The following is an 18,292-nucleotide window of genomic DNA, read 5'->3' as shown; positions in this document are numbered from 1 at the left end:
TCAGGCTCCTCGTGAAATCACAATCACCACCAGCACCGCCAGCTCGATCAGCGCCAGACGGCGGAACAACACAGGCACGGCAGCGCTTTGCCAGCCGGGTACCCATCCCACCGGGTTAAGCCAGTGGCGCAGTTTCAGCACGGCAGCGAAGTTCTCTTTCACCGGCATGGCAAAACCGTGGGCGGTGATGACCATCGATTGTTCGTGCTCGTAACCGCAGGCCCACGCCGCGCCGCGCGAGCGGGAGGCGAGACGGTCGCGTTTGAAGAACAGCATCAGCACAAACGGCAGCAGCGGCGCGGCAATCAGCAGCAGTGCCATCATCGGCTGGGAGACGGTGGTGTTCGCCGTTTCAAGCGGCAGCGGAATAGCGTTCCCCAGCAGCGGCAGCAGCCACGGCGCGGCCACGCCGCCCGCGATGCAGCACAGCGCCAGCGCGACAACGCTTATCGCCATCAGCACCGGGGCACAGCAGGCGTTTTCCGCTTCGCGGGTGCGCGGCGCGCCCAGGAAGGTGACACCGTAAACCTTCGCCATACACATCACCGCCAGCGCACCGGTGATCGCCAGGCCGACCGCCAGCAGCGGGCCGAGTAAACGCGCAACAAACACATCGCTCTGACCGAGCGCGAAGAAGGACTGGTATATCACCCACTCGCCCGCAAAGCCGTTCAGCGGCGGCAGCGCGGCCATTGCCATCAGCCCCACCAGCATCGCAAGTGAAATGACCGGCATCTTTTTGCCGATGCCGCCGAGCTTTTCAATATCGCGATGCCCGGTGCGGAACCAGACGCTGCCCGCCCCCAGGAACAGGGTGCTTTTGAACAGGCTGTGGTTGATGAGGTGATAGAGACCCCCGATAAACCCGGCCGCCACCAGCGCAGGCTGGTTGAGCGCCAGCCCGGTGACGCCCGCGCCAATACCGAGCAGGATGATGCCGATGTTTTCCAGGGTGTGGTACGCCAGCAGGCGCTGGATGTTGTGTTCCATTAGCGCGTACAACCCACCGACGAACGCGGTGATCATGCCTGCTACCAGCAGCGCCACGCCCCACCACAGCGGCGGCTGACCGCCGGTCAGCGTAATGGTCAGGATGCCGAATAGACCGACTTTCATCACCACGGTGGAGAACAGCGCGGCGGCAGGTGCAGAGGCATTGGCGTGCGCCTGCGGTACCCAGCCGTGCAGCGGGATAATTCCGGCCAGCAGGCCAAAGCCCACCACGCCCAACAGCCAGACGTCACTCCCCAGCATTTGACCGTTGAGCGCGGCGAAATCGAGCGTGCCGAAACGCTGCCACACCCGCCAGCAGGCCAGCGCCAGCAGCAGCGTGCCGAGGCGACCAAGCGCAAACCACAGCTTGCCGGAGGCGCTACAGCCCGTCAGGAACACGCCGCACAGGGCCATAATTTCGGCCATCACCACCAGCGCGCCGAGGTTGCTGGCGATAACGCTACAGACCGCCGCCGCCATCAGCAGGTTAACCAGCAGGCCGTTAGCCTTAGTGTGTTGATGACGGTGCCAGTCAATATTGAACAGGCTGATAAACAGCCCGCACAGGCCAAACGTCACCAGCCAGATAGCGTTCAGCGGCGTGAGCTCAACGGTATGACGGATCAACGGAATCACCGCTTCTGCGGAGTGCCCACTGAGCAACACGACGGCTCCCGCCGCCAGCGTCATCAGGCTGCCGACCGCCCCGCCAATGCCGGCTATCCACCCGCTCAGGGTTTTATGGAAAGCGAAGATCAGAGACAATACGGCGGCGGCGACAAAGTACGCGATCGCGCTGTTTATCATGGTTATCGCGTTCATTTTGCCCCCTCATTTAACGCCTGAAGCAGCGAAAGATCGCCGTAATCGGTATTGATCGTCAGCTCGCGCTTACGTTTGCTGGTGCGGGCGATATCGCGAATATTGACCAGAATCAGCGCCTTGGTCGGGCAGGTGCGCACGCAGGCCGGGCCCTGTTCGTCAAAGCTGCACAGGTCGCACTTCACCGCAACGGCGCGCACACCGGGGACCCAGTCCAGCAGCGAACTTACGCGTGCCGGAGCCGGTGGCGCAGGTGGCGCTTTCGGGGAATTGGCATTGGCCGGGATATGCAGCGGGCGGCTGCCGGAGAATTCAATCGCGCCAAACGGACAGGCAATGCCGCACAGCTTGCAACTGACGCACAGGCTTTCATTCAGTTGCACCGCGCCCTCGACACGGGTGATGGCATTCACAGGGCAGACCCCCGCACACGGCGCATCTTCACAGTGATGGCAAAGCTGCGGGGCAGACTCTTTTTCATTACGCATGACGCGCAGGCGCGGCATGGACTGCAGCCCGTGCAGGCGGTGCGTTTCCGAACACGCCGCCTCACAGGTTCGACAGCCAATACAGACCGTCGAGTCAGCAATTACAAAACGGTTCACCGGGCAATCCTCAGGTGATGGTCATTTTTGACGAAAAACTGTCTCATCGACACTTCTCGACACTCGGTAATCAGGCCACGTTCGCTGATGTTTTTCCGTCCATCAGCTGTTTCAGGTTGATCGGTAAATCATGCTCAACGGCGGCGTAGAGGCCGTTGTAAACCGGCGCGATCTTTTCCAGATAGTGCTCCAGCACCTGCTGGCGATCGCGGTTGCTGACGTGACCGTCCACCATGCCATCGGCCATGAGCTGCGCCTGCGCAATACACTGTTTTTCACCCTCTTTCGTCTCGACGTAATACTCAATGGTGTGGCTGTTGAAGCTGTCTGCGAGGGTGACAAAAATCGTGAAGTGACCAAAAAGCACAAAGCGCATATCGCCCTGCGCCGCACAGCTCATGGCGTGATGAAGACGGGCTTTCGACAGGGTGATCCCCTGGACCAGGGAGTTGCAGTAGAGGTGCCACTGCTCCTGTAACTGCTGATGACGCTGTGCGATGTAATCTGCTTTTTCGCTAATTTCCCAAATAGTCATAAAAGGTATCCGGTTAATGGAGATAGCGGCTGTTAAGCAGTTTCCATGCCAATTTTCAATTCTTTGTTTTTAAATGATTTTATTCATCAAGATGCTGTCAACGCCGCGGTGTCGACGTGTCATTTCGACAGCGTTGACATCGTCACGCCTTAACAAAAATCAAGCTGGCACCGTTATTGCATTCAATGGCGCAATTCATTGAGGAGGCGTCATGCACGAAATCACCCTCTGCCAGCGGGCTCTGGAACTGATCGAGCAGCAGGCAGTGCAAAACCATGCGAAGCGCGTCACCGGCGTCTGGCTGAAGGTCGGGGCGTTTTCCTGCGTCGAGACCAGCGCTCTCACCTTCTGCTTTGAGCTGGTGTGTCGCGGCACGCTGGCGGAAGGCTGTGAGCTGCATATTGAAGCGCAGCAGGCGGAGTGCTGGTGCGGGCAGTGTCAGCAGTACGTCACGCTGCTGTCGTCGAAGGTTCAGCGCTGCCCACAATGCCAGAGCACCGGGCTGCGCATCGTGGCGGATGACGGCATGCAGATCCAACGCCTCGAAATCGAGAAGGAGTAACTTATGTGCAGTACCTGCGGTTGCGCTGAAGGCAACCTGTATATCGAAGGGGATGAACATCACCCGCATTCCGCGTTTCGCTCCGCGCCCTTTTCCCCCGCCCCACGCCCTGCGGCGGCGCTGACCGGCATCACCTTTACGCCTCAGCAATCCGCGGCAGGTGACCTGCATTATGGTCACGGCGCAGCGGGCACCCACGCACCGGGGATCAGCCAGCGTCAGATGCTGGAAGTCGAAATCAACGTGCTGGACAAAAACAACCAGCTCGCCGCCCGCAACCGCGCTCGCTTTGCTGCCCGCAAACAGCTGGTGCTGAACCTGGTCTCCAGCCCTGGCTCCGGCAAAACCACGCTGCTCACGGAGACGCTCAAACGCCTGAACACGCGCACGCCTTGCGCGGTGATCGAAGGCGATCAGCAGACGGTAAACGATGCCGCGCGTATTCGCGCAACCGGCACGCCGGCGATTCAGGTCAACACCGGCAAAGGCTGTCACCTGGACGCGCAGATGATTGCCGATGCCGCGTCGCGCCTGCCGCTGGCGGATAATGGCATCCTGTTTATTGAAAATGTCGGCAACCTGGTTTGCCCGGCGAGTTTCGACCTGGGTGAGCGGCATAAAGTGGCGGTGCTTTCAGTGACCGAAGGCGAAGACAAACCGCTGAAATACCCGCACATGTTTGCCGCCGCTTCATTGATGCTGCTGAACAAAGTCGACCTGCTGCCGTACCTGAACTTTGACGTGGATAAATGCCTGGCATACGCCCGTGAAGTGAACCCGGAGATTGAGATCCTGCTGGTCTCCGCCACGCGCGGTGACGGCATGGACAGCTGGCTCAACTGGCTGGAGAACGAACGATGTGCATAGGCGTCCCCGGACACATTCACGCCATCGACGGGAATCAGGCCAGAGTGGACGTTTGCGGCGTACTGCGCGACGTCGATTTGACCCTGGTGGGAAGCGTTGATGAGAACGGAACGTCACGTCTCGGCCAGTGGGTACTGGTACATGTGGGTTTTGCCATGAGCGTAATTAATGAAGCGGAAGCCCGCGACACGCTCGACGCCCTGCAGAATATGTTCGACGTGGAGCCTGACGTCGGGGCGCTGCTGTACGGCGAGGAGCGATAACTCATGCGTTACGTTGATGAATACCGCGCACCTGAGCAGGTGATGCAGCTTATCGACCATCTGAAAACCCGCGCAGCGCTGTTGAGTTACACCGCTGAAAAACCGCTGCGGATCATGGAGGTATGCGGCGGACACACCCATGCCATCTTCAAATTTGGCCTCGACCAGCTACTGCCGGATAACATTGAGTTTATCCACGGCCCCGGCTGTCCGGTGTGCGTGTTGCCGATGGGGCGCATCGACAACTGTATCGACATCGCCAGCCAGCCTGACGTCATCTTCTGTACCTTTGGTGATGCAATGCGTGTACCGGGAAGAAATGGCTCTCTTTTGCAGGCAAAAGCGCGCGGATCGGACGTTCGTATCGTTTACTCGCCGATGGATGCCCTGACGCTGGCGACAGAGAACCCGGCGCGTAAGGTGGTCTTTTTCGGCCTGGGTTTTGAAACCACCATGCCTGCTACGGCAATCACACTACAGCAGGCCAAAGCCCGCAACATCACAAACTTTTTCTTTTTCTGCCAGCATATTACGCTTATTCCCACGCTGCGCAGCCTGCTCGAAGAGCCAGATAACGGCATTGATGCGTTTCTGGCTCCGGGCCATGTCAGTATGGTTATCGGCACCGAAGCCTACGGTTTTATCGCTGAACAGTACGATCGCCCCTTAGTGGTCGCTGGTTTCGAACCTCTTGATCTACTGCAAGGCGTGACCATGCTGGTTGAGCAGAAAATAGCAGCCCTGAGTGCGGTGGAAAATCAGTACCGCCGCGTGGTGCCCGATACCGGGAATGTACTCGCGCAACAAGCCATCGCGGAGGTGTTTAGCGTTGAAGGCGACAGCGAATGGCGCGGGCTGGGGCTGATTGCTGAATCTGGTGTCCACCTGACGCCCGCGTATCACTCATTCGATGCCGAAGCGCATTTCCGCCCGCTGCCGCAACAGGTGTGTGACGATCCCCGTGCCCGCTGCGGCGAGGTGCTCACCGGCAAATGCAAACCCCATCAATGCCCGTTATTTGGCAACACCTGTAACCCGCAAACCGCATTTGGCGCGCTGATGGTCTCTTCCGAAGGGGCCTGCGCCGCGTGGTATCAGTATCGCAATCAGGAGTGTGAAGCATGAACACGGTGGAAATGGCGCACGGAAGCGGTGGACAGGCGATGCAGCAGTTGATCAGTCAGCTGTTTATGAACGCGTTTAATAACCCCTGGCTGGCCGAACAGGAGGACCAGGCGCGTATTGACCTCTCGACTCTCACGGCCCAGGGCGACAGGCTGGCGTTCTCCACCGACAGCTACGTGATTGACCCGCTCTTCTTTCCCGGTGGCGATATTGGCAAGCTGGCTATCTGCGGCACGGCAAACGATGTGGCCGTCAGCGGTGCGGTTCCGCGCTTCCTCTCCTGTGGATTCATTCTCGAAGAAGGGCTGCCAATGGAGACGCTCAACGCGGTGGTTACCAGCATGGCACACACCGCGCGCGAGGCGGGGATTGCTATCGTCACGGGCGATACCAAAGTGGTGCAGCGCGGTGCAGCCGACAAGCTGTTTATCAACACTGCCGGAATGGGTGCAATTCCTGCCGACATCCGCTGGAGCGCTCAACGGCTCAGCGTGGGCGATGTGTTGATTGTCAGCGGGACGCTGGGTTGCCACGGGGCGACCATCCTTAACCTGCGTGAAGGCTTAGGGCTGGACGGTGAATTACGCAGCGACTGTGCGGTACTCACGCCGCTTATTCAGACGCTGCGCACGATTCCGGGCGTGAAAGCCCTGCGTGATGCCACACGCGGCGGCGTGAATGCAGTCGTACATGAGTTTGCGGCAAGCAGTGGTTGCGGTATTGAACTGACCGAGCGCGCCTTGCCCGTTAAGCCAGCCGTGCGAGGGCTTTGCGAGCTATTAGGACTCGATCCGCTAAATTTTGCCAACGAAGGCAAGCTGGTGATCGGCGTGGAACGCCAGGCTGCGGAAGCGGTACTGGCTCAGCTGCGAGCGCACACGTCAGGAAAAGAGGCTGCCATCATTGGTGAAGTGGTTGAGCGCAAAGGGGTGCGCCTGACCGGGCTTTATGGCGTGAAACGCACGCTCGATCTGCCTCACGCAGAACCTTTACCCCGAATTTGCTAGAACCGCGCCAAAAGCGGTCAGCGCTGAATTTTTCTTTTTTGCCAGTTTCTATTGGAATGCAATATGCCGTATACACCGATGAGCGATCTTGGACAGCAGGGCCTGTTCGATATCACGCGCACACTTTTACAGCAGCCCGATCTCGGATCGCTGAGCGATGCCCTGACGCGCCTGGTCAGGCAATCTGCGCTGGCGGACAGCACCGCCATAGTGCTGTGGCATAGCGGAAATCATCGCGCGAGCTATTATTCAACGCGTGATAGCGGCAAAACCTTTGAGTATGAAGACGAAACGTACCTGGCGCACGGCCCGGTGCGCCGTATTCTCTCCCGCCCGGAAGCCCTGCATTGCAACTTTGATGAATTCCGGCAGGCCTGGCCGATGCTGGCACAGAGCAATTTATATCAACCGTTTGGGCACTACTGCATGCTGCCTCTGGCAGTAGAAGGGCATATTTTTGGCGGTTGCGAGTTTATTCGTCACACTCACCAGCCGTGGAGTGAGGCGGAGTATGAACGCCTGCACACCTTTACCCAAATTGTGGCCGTGGTGACAGAACAGATCCAGAACCGCGCCACCAACAATGTCAATTACGACCTGCTGAGCCGCGAGCGTGATAACTTCCGTATCCTGGTCGCCATCACCAACGCCGTGCTGTCGCAGCTTGATATGGATGAACTGGTTGGCGAAGTCTCGAAAGAGATCCATCACTATTTCAAAATCGATGCGATAAGCATCGCGCTCCGGAGCCATCGCAAGGGTAAGCTCAACATTTACTCCACGCACTATCTGGATGAAGCAAACCCTGCGCATGAGCAAAGTGAAGTGGATGAAGCGGGGACACTTTCAGAGCGGGTGTTTAAGAGCAAAGAGCTTCTGCTGCTCAATCTCAACGAGCAGGACCCGCTGGCACCTTATGAGAGAATGCTGTTTAACACCTGGGGCAACAAAATCCAGACCCTGTGCCTGCTGCCGCTGATGTCAGGTAATACCATGCTGGGCGTGCTGAAGCTGGCGCAGTGTGACGAAGGCGTATTCACCACCGCTAACCTGAAGCTGCTGCGCCAGATTGCAGAGCGGATCTCCATCGCACTGGATAACGCGCTGGCCTATCAGGAGATCCATCGTCTGAAAGAGCGGCTGGTGGATGAGAACCTGGCGCTGACGGAGCAGCTCAACAATGTGGACAGCGAGTTCGGTGAAATCATTGGCCGTAGTGAAGCCATGTACAGCGTTCTCAAGCAGGTTGAGATGGTGGCGCAAAGCGACAGTACGGTGCTCATCCTGGGTGAAACCGGCACGGGTAAGGAGCTGATTGCCCGCGCCATCCATAATCTGAGTAACCGTAACAGCCGCCGCATGGTGAAAATGAACTGCGCCGCCATGCCTGCCGGTCTGCTGGAAAGCGATCTCTTCGGCCATGAACGCGGCGCGTTTACCGGTGCCAGCAGCCAGCGACTGGGGCGTTTTGAACTGGCGGATAAAAGCTCACTGTTCCTCGACGAAGTAGGCGATATGCCGCTGGAGCTGCAGCCGAAGCTGCTGCGCGTCTTGCAGGAACAAGAATTTGAGCGTCTCGGCAGCAACAAACTGATTCAGACGGACGTGCGCTTAATTGCTGCAACCAACCGCGACCTGAAAAAAATGGTCGCTGACCGTGAGTTTCGAAGCGATCTCTATTACCGCCTGAATGTCTTTCCGATTTTTTTGCCGCCGCTGCGCGAGCGCCCGGAAGATATCCCGCTGCTGGTCAAAGCCTTTACCGCCAAAATTGCGCGCCGGATGGGGCGCAATATCAGCAGCATTCCCGCCGAAACGTTACGCACCCTCTCCTCTATGGAGTGGCCGGGCAACGTGAGGGAGCTTGAGAACGTTATTGAACGTGCGGTACTTCTGACGCGCGGCAGCGTGTTACAGCTGTCGCTGCCCGAAATCTCAATGCCGGAAGCGTTAACGACTGCGGCAGAAGTGGCGCAGGATGGCGAAGATGAATATCAGTTGATTATGCGCGTGCTGAAAGAGACCAATGGCGTGGTCGCGGGGCCAAAAGGGGCAGCCCAACGGCTGGGGCTTAAGCGCACCACACTGCTTTCGCGCATGAAACGTCTTGGGATTGATAAAGAGAGCCTGGTTTAACGGCCGATCTGATGGTCGTTATTTTTTCGGGCGATATTTTTCCGGCAGCTCCGGCACCGGGCGACGATCGTCAATCAGGTGGCGGATGGTCAAAATCGGATGATGCCATAACATACGCGGCCCGGCCCAGCGCATAACCTGTTTCATCTCTTCACGCTTAGCCGGCTGATAGCAGTGAACGGGACACTGTTTACAGGCTGGCTTATCCTCACCAAAGACACATTTATCCAGGCGTTTATCCGCATAGGCGTTAAGCGCCTGGTAATGTCCTTCTTCTGTAGAGGCCTGCGGGCACTGCTTTTCATACAGCGCGATCATTCTGGCGATCGTCTCTTTTTCTCGTGCGATGCGTTTACCGGGCATGATGAATTACCGAACAATAAGGTGCATTTATAATACCATTTAATCCTCAGGGTTTCAGTTGTTACATTCCATTTTCTGAAGACGCCTTCCAGTTTTAAGCCTGTCACGTTTCGTTTTTACTGGTATTTTATACAGGTAATTTGCTTACCCGGAGGCTGTATGCAAGAGATCGCTATCACTAAACCTTATCGTCATTTGAAAGTTGGCTACTTCAGAAAACGCCATGAGGATCGTAAAACCAAGATCCCAAAACGCTACAGCGTCCATGCTGCTCTTAGCCTGAAAGGTGACTGGCTTGAAAAAGCCGGATTTACCACAAATTCGCAGGTACGGGTCGGTGTTGAGCATGGGAAAATCGTCATTGAATTAATGCAGGAAGGCACCTCGTAAAGTCGCGACATTTTTCTGCGCCGTGCCTTTTTTTCATGCGACAATAGAGGAAACCAACGGCCAGTGAGCCGCTCAAAAAATACTATTTTTAAAGAAATGGATATCATAACTCCATGACCACAATCGACAATTTTGACGCGCATACCCCCATGATGCAGCAGTACCTGAAGCTGAAAGCGCAGCATCCGGAAATACTGCTGTTTTACCGTATGGGTGACTTCTACGAGCTCTTTTATGACGACGCGAAACGTGCGTCGCAGCTGCTTGACATCTCCCTGACGAAACGCGGCGCATCGGCTGGCGAACCTATTCCGATGGCTGGCATCCCGCATCACGCGGTAGAAAACTACCTTGCGAAGCTGGTCAATCAGGGAGAATCTGTCGCAATCTGCGAGCAGATTGGCGATCCGGCTACCTCGAAAGGTCCGGTCGAACGTAAAGTCGTGCGCATTGTGACGCCGGGGACCATCAGCGACGAAGCCCTGTTGCAGGAGCGCCAGGATAACCTGCTGGCCGCACTGTGGCAGGACGGCAAAGGCTTTGGCTACGCAACGCTGGATATCAGCTCCGGGCGTTTTCGTCTGAGTGAACCGGCCGACCGTGAAACCATGGCGGCTGAATTACAGCGTACTAACCCGGCAGAGCTGCTTTACGCGGAAGACTTCGCAGAAATGGCCCTCATTGAAGGACGCCGCGGCCTGCGCCGCCGCCCTCTCTGGGAGTTCGAAATTGATACCGCGCGCCAGCAGTTGAATCTGCAGTTTGGCACGCGCGATCTGATTGGCTTTGGCGTGGAAAATGCCCCGCGCGGGTTGTGTGCTGCAGGCTGCCTGCTGCAGTATGTGAAAGACACACAGCGTACCGCCCTGCCGCATATCCGCTCTATCACGATGGAGCGCCAGCAGGACAGTATCATCATGGATGCTGCCACCCGCCGTAACCTGGAGATCACCCAGAACCTGGCGGGCGGCGTGGAAAATACTCTCGCTTCTGTGCTCGACAGCACGGTCACGCCGATGGGCAGCCGCATGCTAAAACGCTGGTTGCACATGCCAATTCGCGATACCGATACGCTTACCTGCCGCCAGCAAACCATCGCCGCCTTACAGGATCGCTATAGCGAGTTACAGCCCGTGCTGCGCCAGGTGGGCGATCTGGAGCGAATCCTTGCACGTCTGGCACTGCGCACCGCGCGCCCACGCGATTTAGCGCGTATGCGTCATGCTTTTCAGCAGTTGCCGGAACTGCGTGCCCAGCTTGGTGATGTCGACAGCGCACCGGTGCAAAAACTGCGCGAAACGATGGGTGAGTTTACCGAACTGCGCGAGCTGCTGGAGCGCGCCATTATTGATGCCCCACCGGTGTTAGTGCGCGATGGCGGCGTCATTGCTCCGGGCTATAACGAAGAGCTGGATGAATGGCGCGCGCTGGCAGACGGCGCAACGGACTACCTCGATAAGCTGGAGATCCGCGAGCGCGAGCGTCTGGGGTTGGATACCCTCAAGGTCGGCTATAACGCGGTACACGGTTACTACATTCAGATCAGCCGGGGGCAGAGCCATCTTGCCCCTATCCACTACGTTCGCCGCCAGACGCTGAAAAATGCCGAGCGCTATATTATTCCTGAACTGAAAGAGTACGAGGACAAGGTTCTCACCTCGAAAGGTAAAGCGCTGGCGCTGGAAAAACAGCTGTACGACGAACTGTTCGACATGCTCATGCCTCACCTCGCCGATCTGCAGCTCAGCGCCGCTGCACTGGCTGAACTGGACGTACTGGTGAACCTGGCTGAACGTGCAGAGACACTCAACTATACCTGCCCGACCTTTACTGACAAACCCGGCATTCGCATTACCGAAGGCCGTCACCCGGTAGTAGAGCAGGTACTGAACGAGCCGTTCATCGCCAACCCACTGAGCCTCTCGCCACAGAGACGAATGCTGATCATTACCGGCCCGAACATGGGCGGTAAAAGTACCTATATGCGCCAGACTGCCCTCATCGCGCTTCTTGCGTATATCGGCAGCTACGTTCCGGCACAAAAAGTTGAGATCGGCCCAATTGACCGTATCTTTACCCGCGTGGGCGCGGCGGACGATCTGGCCAGCGGACGTTCGACCTTTATGGTGGAGATGACCGAAACCGCTAACATCCTGCACAATGCGACAGAGCACAGTCTGGTACTGATGGATGAAGTGGGACGCGGCACCTCGACCTACGATGGCCTGTCGCTGGCATGGGCTTGCGCTGAAAGCCTGGCAAACAAAATTAAGGCCATGACGCTGTTCGCCACTCACTACTTCGAGCTGACGCAATTGCCGGAGAAAATGGAGGGTGTGGCAAACGTCCACCTTGATGCGCTGGAGCATGGGGATACCATTGCCTTTATGCACACAGTGCAGGACGGCGCGGCGAGCAAGAGCTATGGCCTGGCCGTTGCGGCACTGGCGGGCGTACCGAAAGAGGTGATCAAGCGTGCGCGTCAGAAGCTGCGCGAGCTGGAGAGTCTTTCTCCAAACGCTGCAGCCACGCAGATTGATGGCACGCAGATGTCATTGCTGGCTCCCGCGGAAGAGACCTCACCTGCAGTGGAAGCGCTGGAAAATCTTGATCCGGATTCTCTGACACCGCGTCAGGCACTGGAGTGGATTTATCGGCTGAAGAGCCTGGTTTAATATACCGGAAAAGAAAAAGGCCCGTCTCACGACGGGCCTTTTTTTGACGAAAGGTTGCTTATTCGCGGAACAGCGCTTCGATATTCAGACCTTGTCCCTGCAGAATTTCACGCAGGCGACGCAGACCTTCAACCTGAATCTGACGAACACGTTCACGGGTCAGGCCAATTTCGCGGCCGACGTCTTCCAGTGTCGCTGCTTCATACCCCAGTAAACCGAAACGACGTGCCAGCACTTCACGCTGTTTGGCGTTCAGTTCGAACAGCCATTTGACGATGCTCTGTTTCATGTCATCGTCCTGCGTGGTGTCTTCCGGGCCGTTGTCTTTTTCATCGGCCAGGATGTCCAGCAGCGCTTTTTCGGAGTCGCCACCCAGTGGGGTGTCAACCGAGGTAATGCGCTCGTTGAGACGCAGCATACGGCTTACGTCATCAACCGGTTTATCAAGTTGTTCGGCAATCTCTTCTGCACTTGGCTCGTGGTCCAGCTTATGGGACAACTCGCGCGCAGTACGCAGATAGACGTTCAACTCTTTGACGATATGGATCGGCAGTCGGATCGTACGGGTTTGGTTCATAATTGCCCGTTCGATGGTCTGACGAATCCACCAGGTCGCGTAGGTAGAGAAGCGGAACCCACGTTCCGGGTCAAATTTCTCTACTGCGCGGATGAGACCTAAGTTACCCTCTTCAATCAGATCCAGCAGAGCCAGACCACGATTGCCGTAACGACGGGCAATTTTCACGACCAGACGCAGGTTACTTTCAATCATGCGACGGCGCGAGGCAACATCACCACGCAAAGCACGACGTGCGAAATAGACTTCTTCTTCGGCCGTTAACAGTGGGGAGTAACCAATCTCCCCAAGGTAAAGCTGAGTCGCGTCCAGCACACGCTGTGTGGCACCCTGCGATAACAGCTCTTCTTCAGCCAAATCGTTATCACTGGGTTCCTCTTCTACTAAGGCTTTTTCGTCAAAAGCCTCTGCTCCGTTCTCATCAAATTCCGCATCTTCATTTAAATCATGAACTTTCAGCGTATTCTGACTCATAAGGTGGCTCCTACCCGTGATCCCTGAACGAGACACCCTGGCTGGCATGCCCCGTCAAATTATCGCTGCGGCAGATACTGCAGCGGGTTTACGGATTTCCCCTTGTAACGAATTTCAAAATGCAAGCGTGTAGAACTGGTTCCGGTGCTACCCATGGTAGCGATTTTTTGCCCCGCCTTAACTTCTTGTTGTTCCCGGACCAGCATTGTGTCGTTATGGGCGTAGGCACTCAGGTAATCATCATTATGTTTGATGATAATAAGATTACCGTAACCGCGCAGCGCGTTACCGGCATACACAACGCGTCCGTCTGCGGTCGCGATGATAGCCTGTCCCTTACTTCCTGCGATATCGATCCCTTTGTTCCCTCCTTCGGAGGTGGCGAAGTTCTCGATAATCTTGCCGTCAGTTGGCCAGCGCCAGGTAGAGATAGGCGAACTGGAGGTCACGCTGCTGGCAGTCGGTTCGGTAGAGCTAACCACAGGTGCCGTAGCGGGTGCTGTGACAACAGTCGCAGTCCCTTTATTATTCGGCAACATTTTGTTAGCACTCTGATCACCTGAATCCTCAGAATACGTAATTACAGGTTGTGAAGCAACCACCGTGGCGGTTTTTTGTGCAGGCGTGACGCTGTTATTTTGCGCGGTCACATCTGCCGCTGAAACGGTGTTACCAGGGGTAAGTGGTTTACCTGTCGCATTGCCGACCTGGAGCGTCTGACCAACTTCCAGTCCATACGGGGCCTGGACGTTATTTCGCTGAGCCAGATCGCGGAAATCGTTCCCGGTGATCCAGGCGATATAGAACAGCGTGTCACCGCGCTTCACGGTGTAGGTGCTGCCGCCGGTATAGCTGCCTTTCGGAATGTTCCCATACTTGCGGTTGTAGACTATACGGCCATTCTCGGTCTGAACAGGCTGTTCCACTGGCTGGATCTGCGTAGGCTGGGTAACCGGGAGCTGTACCGGCTGAATTTGCGGAGTTTGCTGCGCCGCAGAGGTGCCCATTTTCGGTGGCGGAGTAATTAACATTCCGCTGGACGTGTTACCCGAACTGCTGTTCTCACCGACGGAACTTACAGGCGCAGGCGCGTTATTAGAACTTGTACAACCTGCCAGCCAGAGCGAAACCAGTGATAATGCCGCAACACGGCTGATGGTGAATTTTGGGCTTCCCGCGCTCATTTATCCCCCAGGAATGTGTTAACTACCAGTGACTTAAAATAACCGTGATGGCACGAACCTTTTGCGCCACACCATACGCTGAATTTGCCTTAATAACCCTGGAAAAATCCGAGTCTCAGGCCAGCTCGCCCTTAACCAGGGGCACAAAGCGCACGGCTTCCACAGTATCGATAATAAACTCGCCGCCGCGTCGACGAACGCGCTTCAAAAGCTGCTGTTCATCACCCACAGGCAAAACAAGAATGCCCCCTTCATCCAGCTGCGACAAAAGTGCAGCAGGGATTTCAGGGGGTGCTGCCGTTACGATGATGGCATCAAACGGGGCGCGAGCCTGCCAACCCTGCCATCCATCACCGTGGCGTGTCGAAACATTGTGTAAATCAAGTTGTTTCAGGCGACGACGCGCCTGCCACTGCAAACCTTTAATACGCTCGACGGAGCAAACATGGTGCACCAGATGCGCCAGGATCGCGGTCTGGTAGCCCGACCCGGTGCCAATCTCCAGCACACGGGAGCCCGGCGTTAGCTCCAGGAGCTCCGTCATACGCGCCACCATGTAGGGCTGCGAAATCGTCTGGCCTTGCCCGATAGGCAGCGCCACGTTTTCCCACGCTTTGTGTTCAAACGCCTCGTCTACAAACTTCTCACGGGGAACCTGAGCCAATGCCTCCAGCACATGCTCGTCAGTAATCCCCTGAGCGCGTAGTTGTTCCAGAAGAGTTTGTACACGTTTGCTTACCATTGCGTGCTCACTCCGACACGATCCAGCCAGCCCGATACCACATCATGCGCGCTATACGCGGTTAAATCTACGTGCAACGGCGTAACGGAAACGTACCCTTCGTCCACAGCGGCGAAGTCAGTATCCGGTCCGGCATCACATTTTTCACCAGGCGGTCCAATCCAGTAGAGCGTATTTCCGCGCGGGTCCTGCTGTGGGATCACCTGATCGGCCGGATGACGGCTGCCGCAGCGGGTAACGCGAATGCCTTTGATCTCGTCGAGAGGCAAATCGGGCACGTTGATGTTAAGGATACGCCCCGTGCGCAGCGGTTCGCGGCTGAGCGCGCGAAGGATTGAGCACGTCACCGCCGCCGCCGTGTCGTAATGCGTATGGCCGTTTAACGACACCGCCAGCGCCGGAAAACCGAGATGACGCCCTTCCATCGCTGCCGCAACGGTGCCGGAGTAGATTACATCATCGCCGAGGTTCGGCCCGGCATTGATACCCGATACCACAATATCCGGACGCGGGCGCATCAGCGTATTCACGCCCAGGAACACGCAATCGGTAGGCGTTCCCATCTGCACGGCAATATCGCCATTCTCAAAGGTAAAAGTGCGAAGCGACGACTCCAGCGTCAGCGAGTTAGACGCCCCACTGCGGTTACGATCGGGAGCCACGACCTGCACGTCCGCAAATTCGCGAAGGTGTTTAGCCAGCGTCTGAATACCAGGCGCATGGACCCCGTCATCGTTACTCAGCAATATTCGCATAATCACCCGACGTGTTGATAAGTTCCCTGACAACACTGGTGGCAAAGCTACCTGCCGGTAGCCAGAAACGTAACTCAACGGTCACATCATCCCACCAGTTCCAGCTAAGCTGTTGCGGGTAGAGCAGCATCGCGCGGCGTGCTGCTTCGACTTTTTCCCGCACCAGCAATGATTGTAATTCTGGCGCATCCGCCACGGCGGACTGTTCAGCCGCCAGCGCGTCACCCTGCGTTCCCCAGTCACCCGTCCCCGGCATGGCTGCGGTAATCATCAACGCTTTTGCGTCCACGCGCGACTGGGCGTCGGCCATTTCTTCAGCCGTTGCCACAAACCAGCTCCCGCGTCCCGCTAATTGTAGCGCATCGCCGACAACAACTTGATTCGCGTCCGGTTTTTTCAGCCGTTCGCTCACAATCTGATTAAACAACGCACTGCGGGCCGCCGACAACCAAAAACTGCGTTTATTCCTGTCGCGCACCGGCGCATCGCTTTGCGCCCAGCGCAGAGCCCCCTGCAGGTTGCTGCCGCCGATCCCAAAACGCTGCGCGCCAAAGTAGTTCGGTACACCCTGCGCGTTGATAGCCTGTAAACGCTTTTCAACGTCGTCGCGGTTTGTCACTTCACGGAGCACCAGCGTAAAGTTGTTACCTTTGAGAGCGCCCAGACGCAGCTTGCGCTTGTGGCGGGCGTACTCCAGCACTTTACAGCCTTCAAGCTCAAATTTACTTAAATCAGGCATCGCATTGCCGGGCACGCGCGCGCAAAGCCACTGTTCGGTGACCGCGTGTTTGTCTTTTTGCCCGGCGAAGCTCACTTCGCGGGCGTGAATTTTCAGGAATTTAGCCAGCGCGTCGGCCACAAAACGGGTATTGCAGCCGTTTTTAAGAATGCGCACCAGGATGTGTTCGCCTTCACCGTCCGGCTCAAAGCCTAAATCTTCCACCACCACAAAATCTTCGGGACTGGCTTTCAGCAGGCCATGTCCCTGCGGCTTACCGTGCAGGTATGTCAGGTTGTCGAAGTCGATCATTTGGCCGCCTTCACCAACAGCGCTACGGCTTCACAGGCAATGCCTTCGCCACGGCCGGTAAAGCCCAGTTTCTCGGTGGTGGTCGCTTTAACGTTGACGTCGTCCATATGGCAGCCCAGATCTTCGGCAATAAACACGCGCATCTGCGGAATGTGCGGCAGCATTTTGGGGGCCTGCGCGATGATCGTCACATCAACGTTCCCCAGCGTGTAGCCTTTAGCCTGAATACGACGCCAGGCTTCGCGCAGCAGTTCACGGCTGTCCGCGCCTTTAAACGCCGGATCGGTGTCCGGGAACAGCTTGCCGATATCGCCCAGCGCCGCAGCGCCCAGCAATGCATCGGTCAGCGCATGCAGCGCCACGTCGCCATCAGAATGCGCCAGCAGTCCTTTTTCGTAAGGAATGCGCACGCCGCCAATGATAATTGGGCCTTCTCCGCCAAAGGCGTGTACATCAAAACCGTGTCCAATTCGCATTATGCCTTCTCCTGGTGGGTCGAACGGGTAAGATAAAATTCCGCGAGCTGTAAATCTTCAGGGCGCGTCACTTTTATATTATCAGCGCGCCCTTCAACAAGCTCAGGGTGAAAACCGCAATACTCCAGCGCTGAGGCTTCATCAGTGATGGTTGCCCCTTCGTTAAGGGCTCGCGTTAAGCAGTCGTGGAGTAATTCGCGGGGGAAAAATTGTGGCGTCAGCGCGTGCCAGAGTTCGACGCGCTCAACGGTGTGGGCGATAGCCTGTTTACCCGGCTCGGCGCGCTTCATGGTATCGCGCACCGGAGCGGCGAGAATGCCGCCAACCTTGCTGGTCTCACTCAGCGCCAGCAGACGCGCAAGATCGTCCTGATGCAGGCACGGGCGCGCGGCGTCATGCACCAGCACCCATTGTGCGTCTGCTGCGGCATGAATACCCGCCAGCACGGAGTCGGCGCGTTCAGCACCGCCATCAACAACGGTGATGTGCGGATGATTCGCCAGCGGTAGTTCGGCAAAACGAACATCACCCGGACTAATGGCAATGACGACGTGCGTCACCCGCGGGTGCGCCAGCAGCGCCGCCACAGAGTGTTCGAGGATCGTTTTATCGCCAATTGAGAGGTACTGCTTGGGACATTCTGTCTGCATGCGTCGGCCAAAACCCGCGGCCGGCACTACGGCACATACGTCCGAAAAAGTTGCTGCCATG

Annotated in this window: 19 protein-coding genes; 8 read left to right on the top strand and 11 right to left on the bottom strand. The window is 56.9% G+C overall.

Annotation, left to right across the window (positions count from 1 at the left end; genetic code table 11):
- From hycC to hycA, 3 genes are all read right to left on the bottom strand, one after another.
- Positions 1–1,815 carry a formate hydrogenlyase subunit 3 gene (gene hycC / locus ABGB15_RS05075; RefSeq protein ID WP_215722608.1) on the bottom strand — a complete coding sequence of 605 codons (1,815 nt, stop codon included), beginning with the start codon at positions 1,813–1,815 and terminating at the stop codon, positions 1–3.
- On the bottom strand, positions 1,812–2,420 hold the full coding sequence (locus tag ABGB15_RS05070; RefSeq protein ID WP_215722607.1) for a 4Fe-4S dicluster domain-containing protein: 609 nt from the start codon (positions 2,418–2,420) through the stop codon (positions 1,812–1,814). The genes hycC and ABGB15_RS05070 overlap by 4 nt, the downstream gene beginning before the upstream one ends.
- Before the next feature lie 70 nt (positions 2,421–2,490).
- Positions 2,491–2,955 (bottom strand): formate hydrogenlyase regulator HycA, encoded by a 465-nt coding sequence (hycA, locus tag ABGB15_RS05065; RefSeq protein WP_152082029.1) that lies wholly within the window; start codon positions 2,953–2,955, stop codon positions 2,491–2,493.
- Between the two features lie 211 nt (positions 2,956–3,166).
- On the opposite strand from hycA, the gene hypA reads away from it, so the two are divergent.
- The 6 genes from hypA to flhA all read left to right on the top strand — a co-directional run bounded on the left by hypA (position 3,167) and on the right by flhA (position 8,915).
- Positions 3,167–3,517 carry a hydrogenase maturation nickel metallochaperone HypA gene (gene hypA / locus ABGB15_RS05060; RefSeq protein ID WP_215722605.1) on the top strand — a complete coding sequence of 117 codons (351 nt, stop codon included), beginning with the start codon at positions 3,167–3,169 and terminating at the stop codon, positions 3,515–3,517.
- A gap of 3 nt (positions 3,518–3,520) precedes the next feature.
- Positions 3,521–4,384 carry a hydrogenase nickel incorporation protein HypB gene (hypB, locus tag ABGB15_RS05055; protein WP_215722604.1) on the top strand — a complete coding sequence of 288 codons (864 nt, stop codon included), beginning with the start codon at positions 3,521–3,523 and terminating at the stop codon, positions 4,382–4,384.
- Positions 4,375–4,647, top strand: a complete 273-nt coding sequence (locus ABGB15_RS05050; RefSeq protein WP_152082032.1) for a HypC/HybG/HupF family hydrogenase formation chaperone — start codon at positions 4,375–4,377, stop codon at positions 4,645–4,647. Before hypB ends, ABGB15_RS05050 begins: the two co-directional genes overlap by 10 nt.
- 3 nt (positions 4,648–4,650) lie before the next feature.
- Complete coding sequence (gene hypD, locus ABGB15_RS05045; RefSeq protein ID WP_215722603.1) at positions 4,651–5,772, top strand: hydrogenase formation protein HypD; 1,122 nt, start codon at positions 4,651–4,653, stop codon at positions 5,770–5,772.
- Positions 5,769–6,779, top strand: a complete 1,011-nt coding sequence (gene hypE, locus ABGB15_RS05040) for a hydrogenase expression/formation protein HypE (protein WP_152082034.1) — start codon at positions 5,769–5,771, stop codon at positions 6,777–6,779. Before hypD ends, hypE begins: the two co-directional genes overlap by 4 nt.
- Before the next feature lie 63 nt (positions 6,780–6,842).
- Positions 6,843–8,915 (top strand): formate hydrogenlyase transcriptional activator FlhA, encoded by a 2,073-nt coding sequence (gene flhA, locus ABGB15_RS05035; RefSeq protein WP_152082035.1) that lies wholly within the window; start codon positions 6,843–6,845, stop codon positions 8,913–8,915.
- Between the two features lie 18 nt (positions 8,916–8,933).
- On the opposite strand, the gene ABGB15_RS05030 is transcribed toward flhA, so the two are convergent.
- Positions 8,934–9,278 carry a nitrous oxide-stimulated promoter family protein gene (locus ABGB15_RS05030; protein ID WP_152082036.1) on the bottom strand — a complete coding sequence of 115 codons (345 nt, stop codon included), beginning with the start codon at positions 9,276–9,278 and terminating at the stop codon, positions 8,934–8,936.
- Between the two features lie 159 nt (positions 9,279–9,437).
- Between ABGB15_RS05030 and ABGB15_RS05025 the strand changes: the two genes are divergently transcribed.
- A complete protein-coding gene (locus ABGB15_RS05025) occupies positions 9,438–9,668 on the top strand; it encodes a SymE family type I addiction module toxin (protein WP_152082037.1) in 231 nt (76 codons plus the stop codon).
- A gap of 113 nt (positions 9,669–9,781) precedes the next feature.
- On the top strand, positions 9,782–12,343 hold the full coding sequence (mutS, locus tag ABGB15_RS05020) for a DNA mismatch repair protein MutS (protein ID WP_152082038.1): 2,562 nt from the start codon (positions 9,782–9,784) through the stop codon (positions 12,341–12,343).
- A 58-nt stretch (positions 12,344–12,401) separates the two neighbouring features.
- Here mutS and rpoS read toward each other — a convergent pair whose 3' ends face one another.
- From rpoS to ispD, 7 genes are all read right to left on the bottom strand, one after another.
- The gene (gene rpoS, locus ABGB15_RS05015) at positions 12,402–13,394 is read right to left on the bottom strand and encodes an RNA polymerase sigma factor RpoS (RefSeq protein WP_013098493.1); all 993 of its coding nucleotides are present in this window, start codon (positions 13,392–13,394) and stop codon (positions 12,402–12,404) included.
- 59 nt (positions 13,395–13,453) lie between these two features.
- Positions 13,454–14,578, bottom strand: coding sequence for a murein hydrolase activator NlpD (nlpD, locus tag ABGB15_RS05010; protein ID WP_215722602.1), 1,125 nt, complete (start codon positions 14,576–14,578; stop codon positions 13,454–13,456).
- Between the two features lie 115 nt (positions 14,579–14,693).
- Positions 14,694–15,320 carry a protein-L-isoaspartate(D-aspartate) O-methyltransferase gene (locus tag ABGB15_RS05005; protein ID WP_215722601.1) on the bottom strand — a complete coding sequence of 209 codons (627 nt, stop codon included), beginning with the start codon at positions 15,318–15,320 and terminating at the stop codon, positions 14,694–14,696.
- Positions 15,314–16,075 carry a 5'/3'-nucleotidase SurE gene (surE, locus tag ABGB15_RS05000; RefSeq protein ID WP_152082041.1) on the bottom strand — a complete coding sequence of 254 codons (762 nt, stop codon included), beginning with the start codon at positions 16,073–16,075 and terminating at the stop codon, positions 15,314–15,316. Before surE ends, ABGB15_RS05005 begins: the two co-directional genes overlap by 7 nt.
- Positions 16,056–17,105 carry a tRNA pseudouridine(13) synthase TruD gene (gene truD, locus ABGB15_RS04995; protein ID WP_215722600.1) on the bottom strand — a complete coding sequence of 350 codons (1,050 nt, stop codon included), beginning with the start codon at positions 17,103–17,105 and terminating at the stop codon, positions 16,056–16,058. The genes surE and truD overlap by 20 nt, the downstream gene beginning before the upstream one ends.
- Positions 17,102–17,581, bottom strand: a complete 480-nt coding sequence (gene ispF, locus ABGB15_RS04990) for a 2-C-methyl-D-erythritol 2,4-cyclodiphosphate synthase (protein ID WP_006811766.1) — start codon at positions 17,579–17,581, stop codon at positions 17,102–17,104. Before ispF ends, truD begins: the two co-directional genes overlap by 4 nt.
- Positions 17,581–18,291, bottom strand: coding sequence for a 2-C-methyl-D-erythritol 4-phosphate cytidylyltransferase (gene ispD, locus ABGB15_RS04985; protein WP_215722599.1), 711 nt, complete (start codon positions 18,289–18,291; stop codon positions 17,581–17,583). The genes ispF and ispD overlap by 1 nt, the downstream gene beginning before the upstream one ends.
- Position 18,292: the final 1 nt, after the last annotated feature.

The sequence above is a fragment of the Enterobacter sp. MALB-1 genome, from assembly GCF_041021625.1.
GTDB classification, from domain to species: Bacteria; Pseudomonadota; Gammaproteobacteria; order Enterobacterales; family Enterobacteriaceae; genus Enterobacter; species Enterobacter oligotrophicus.
Note: the sequence above shows the minus strand (reverse complement) of the source record. Positions and strands in the feature narration are given on the sequence as shown.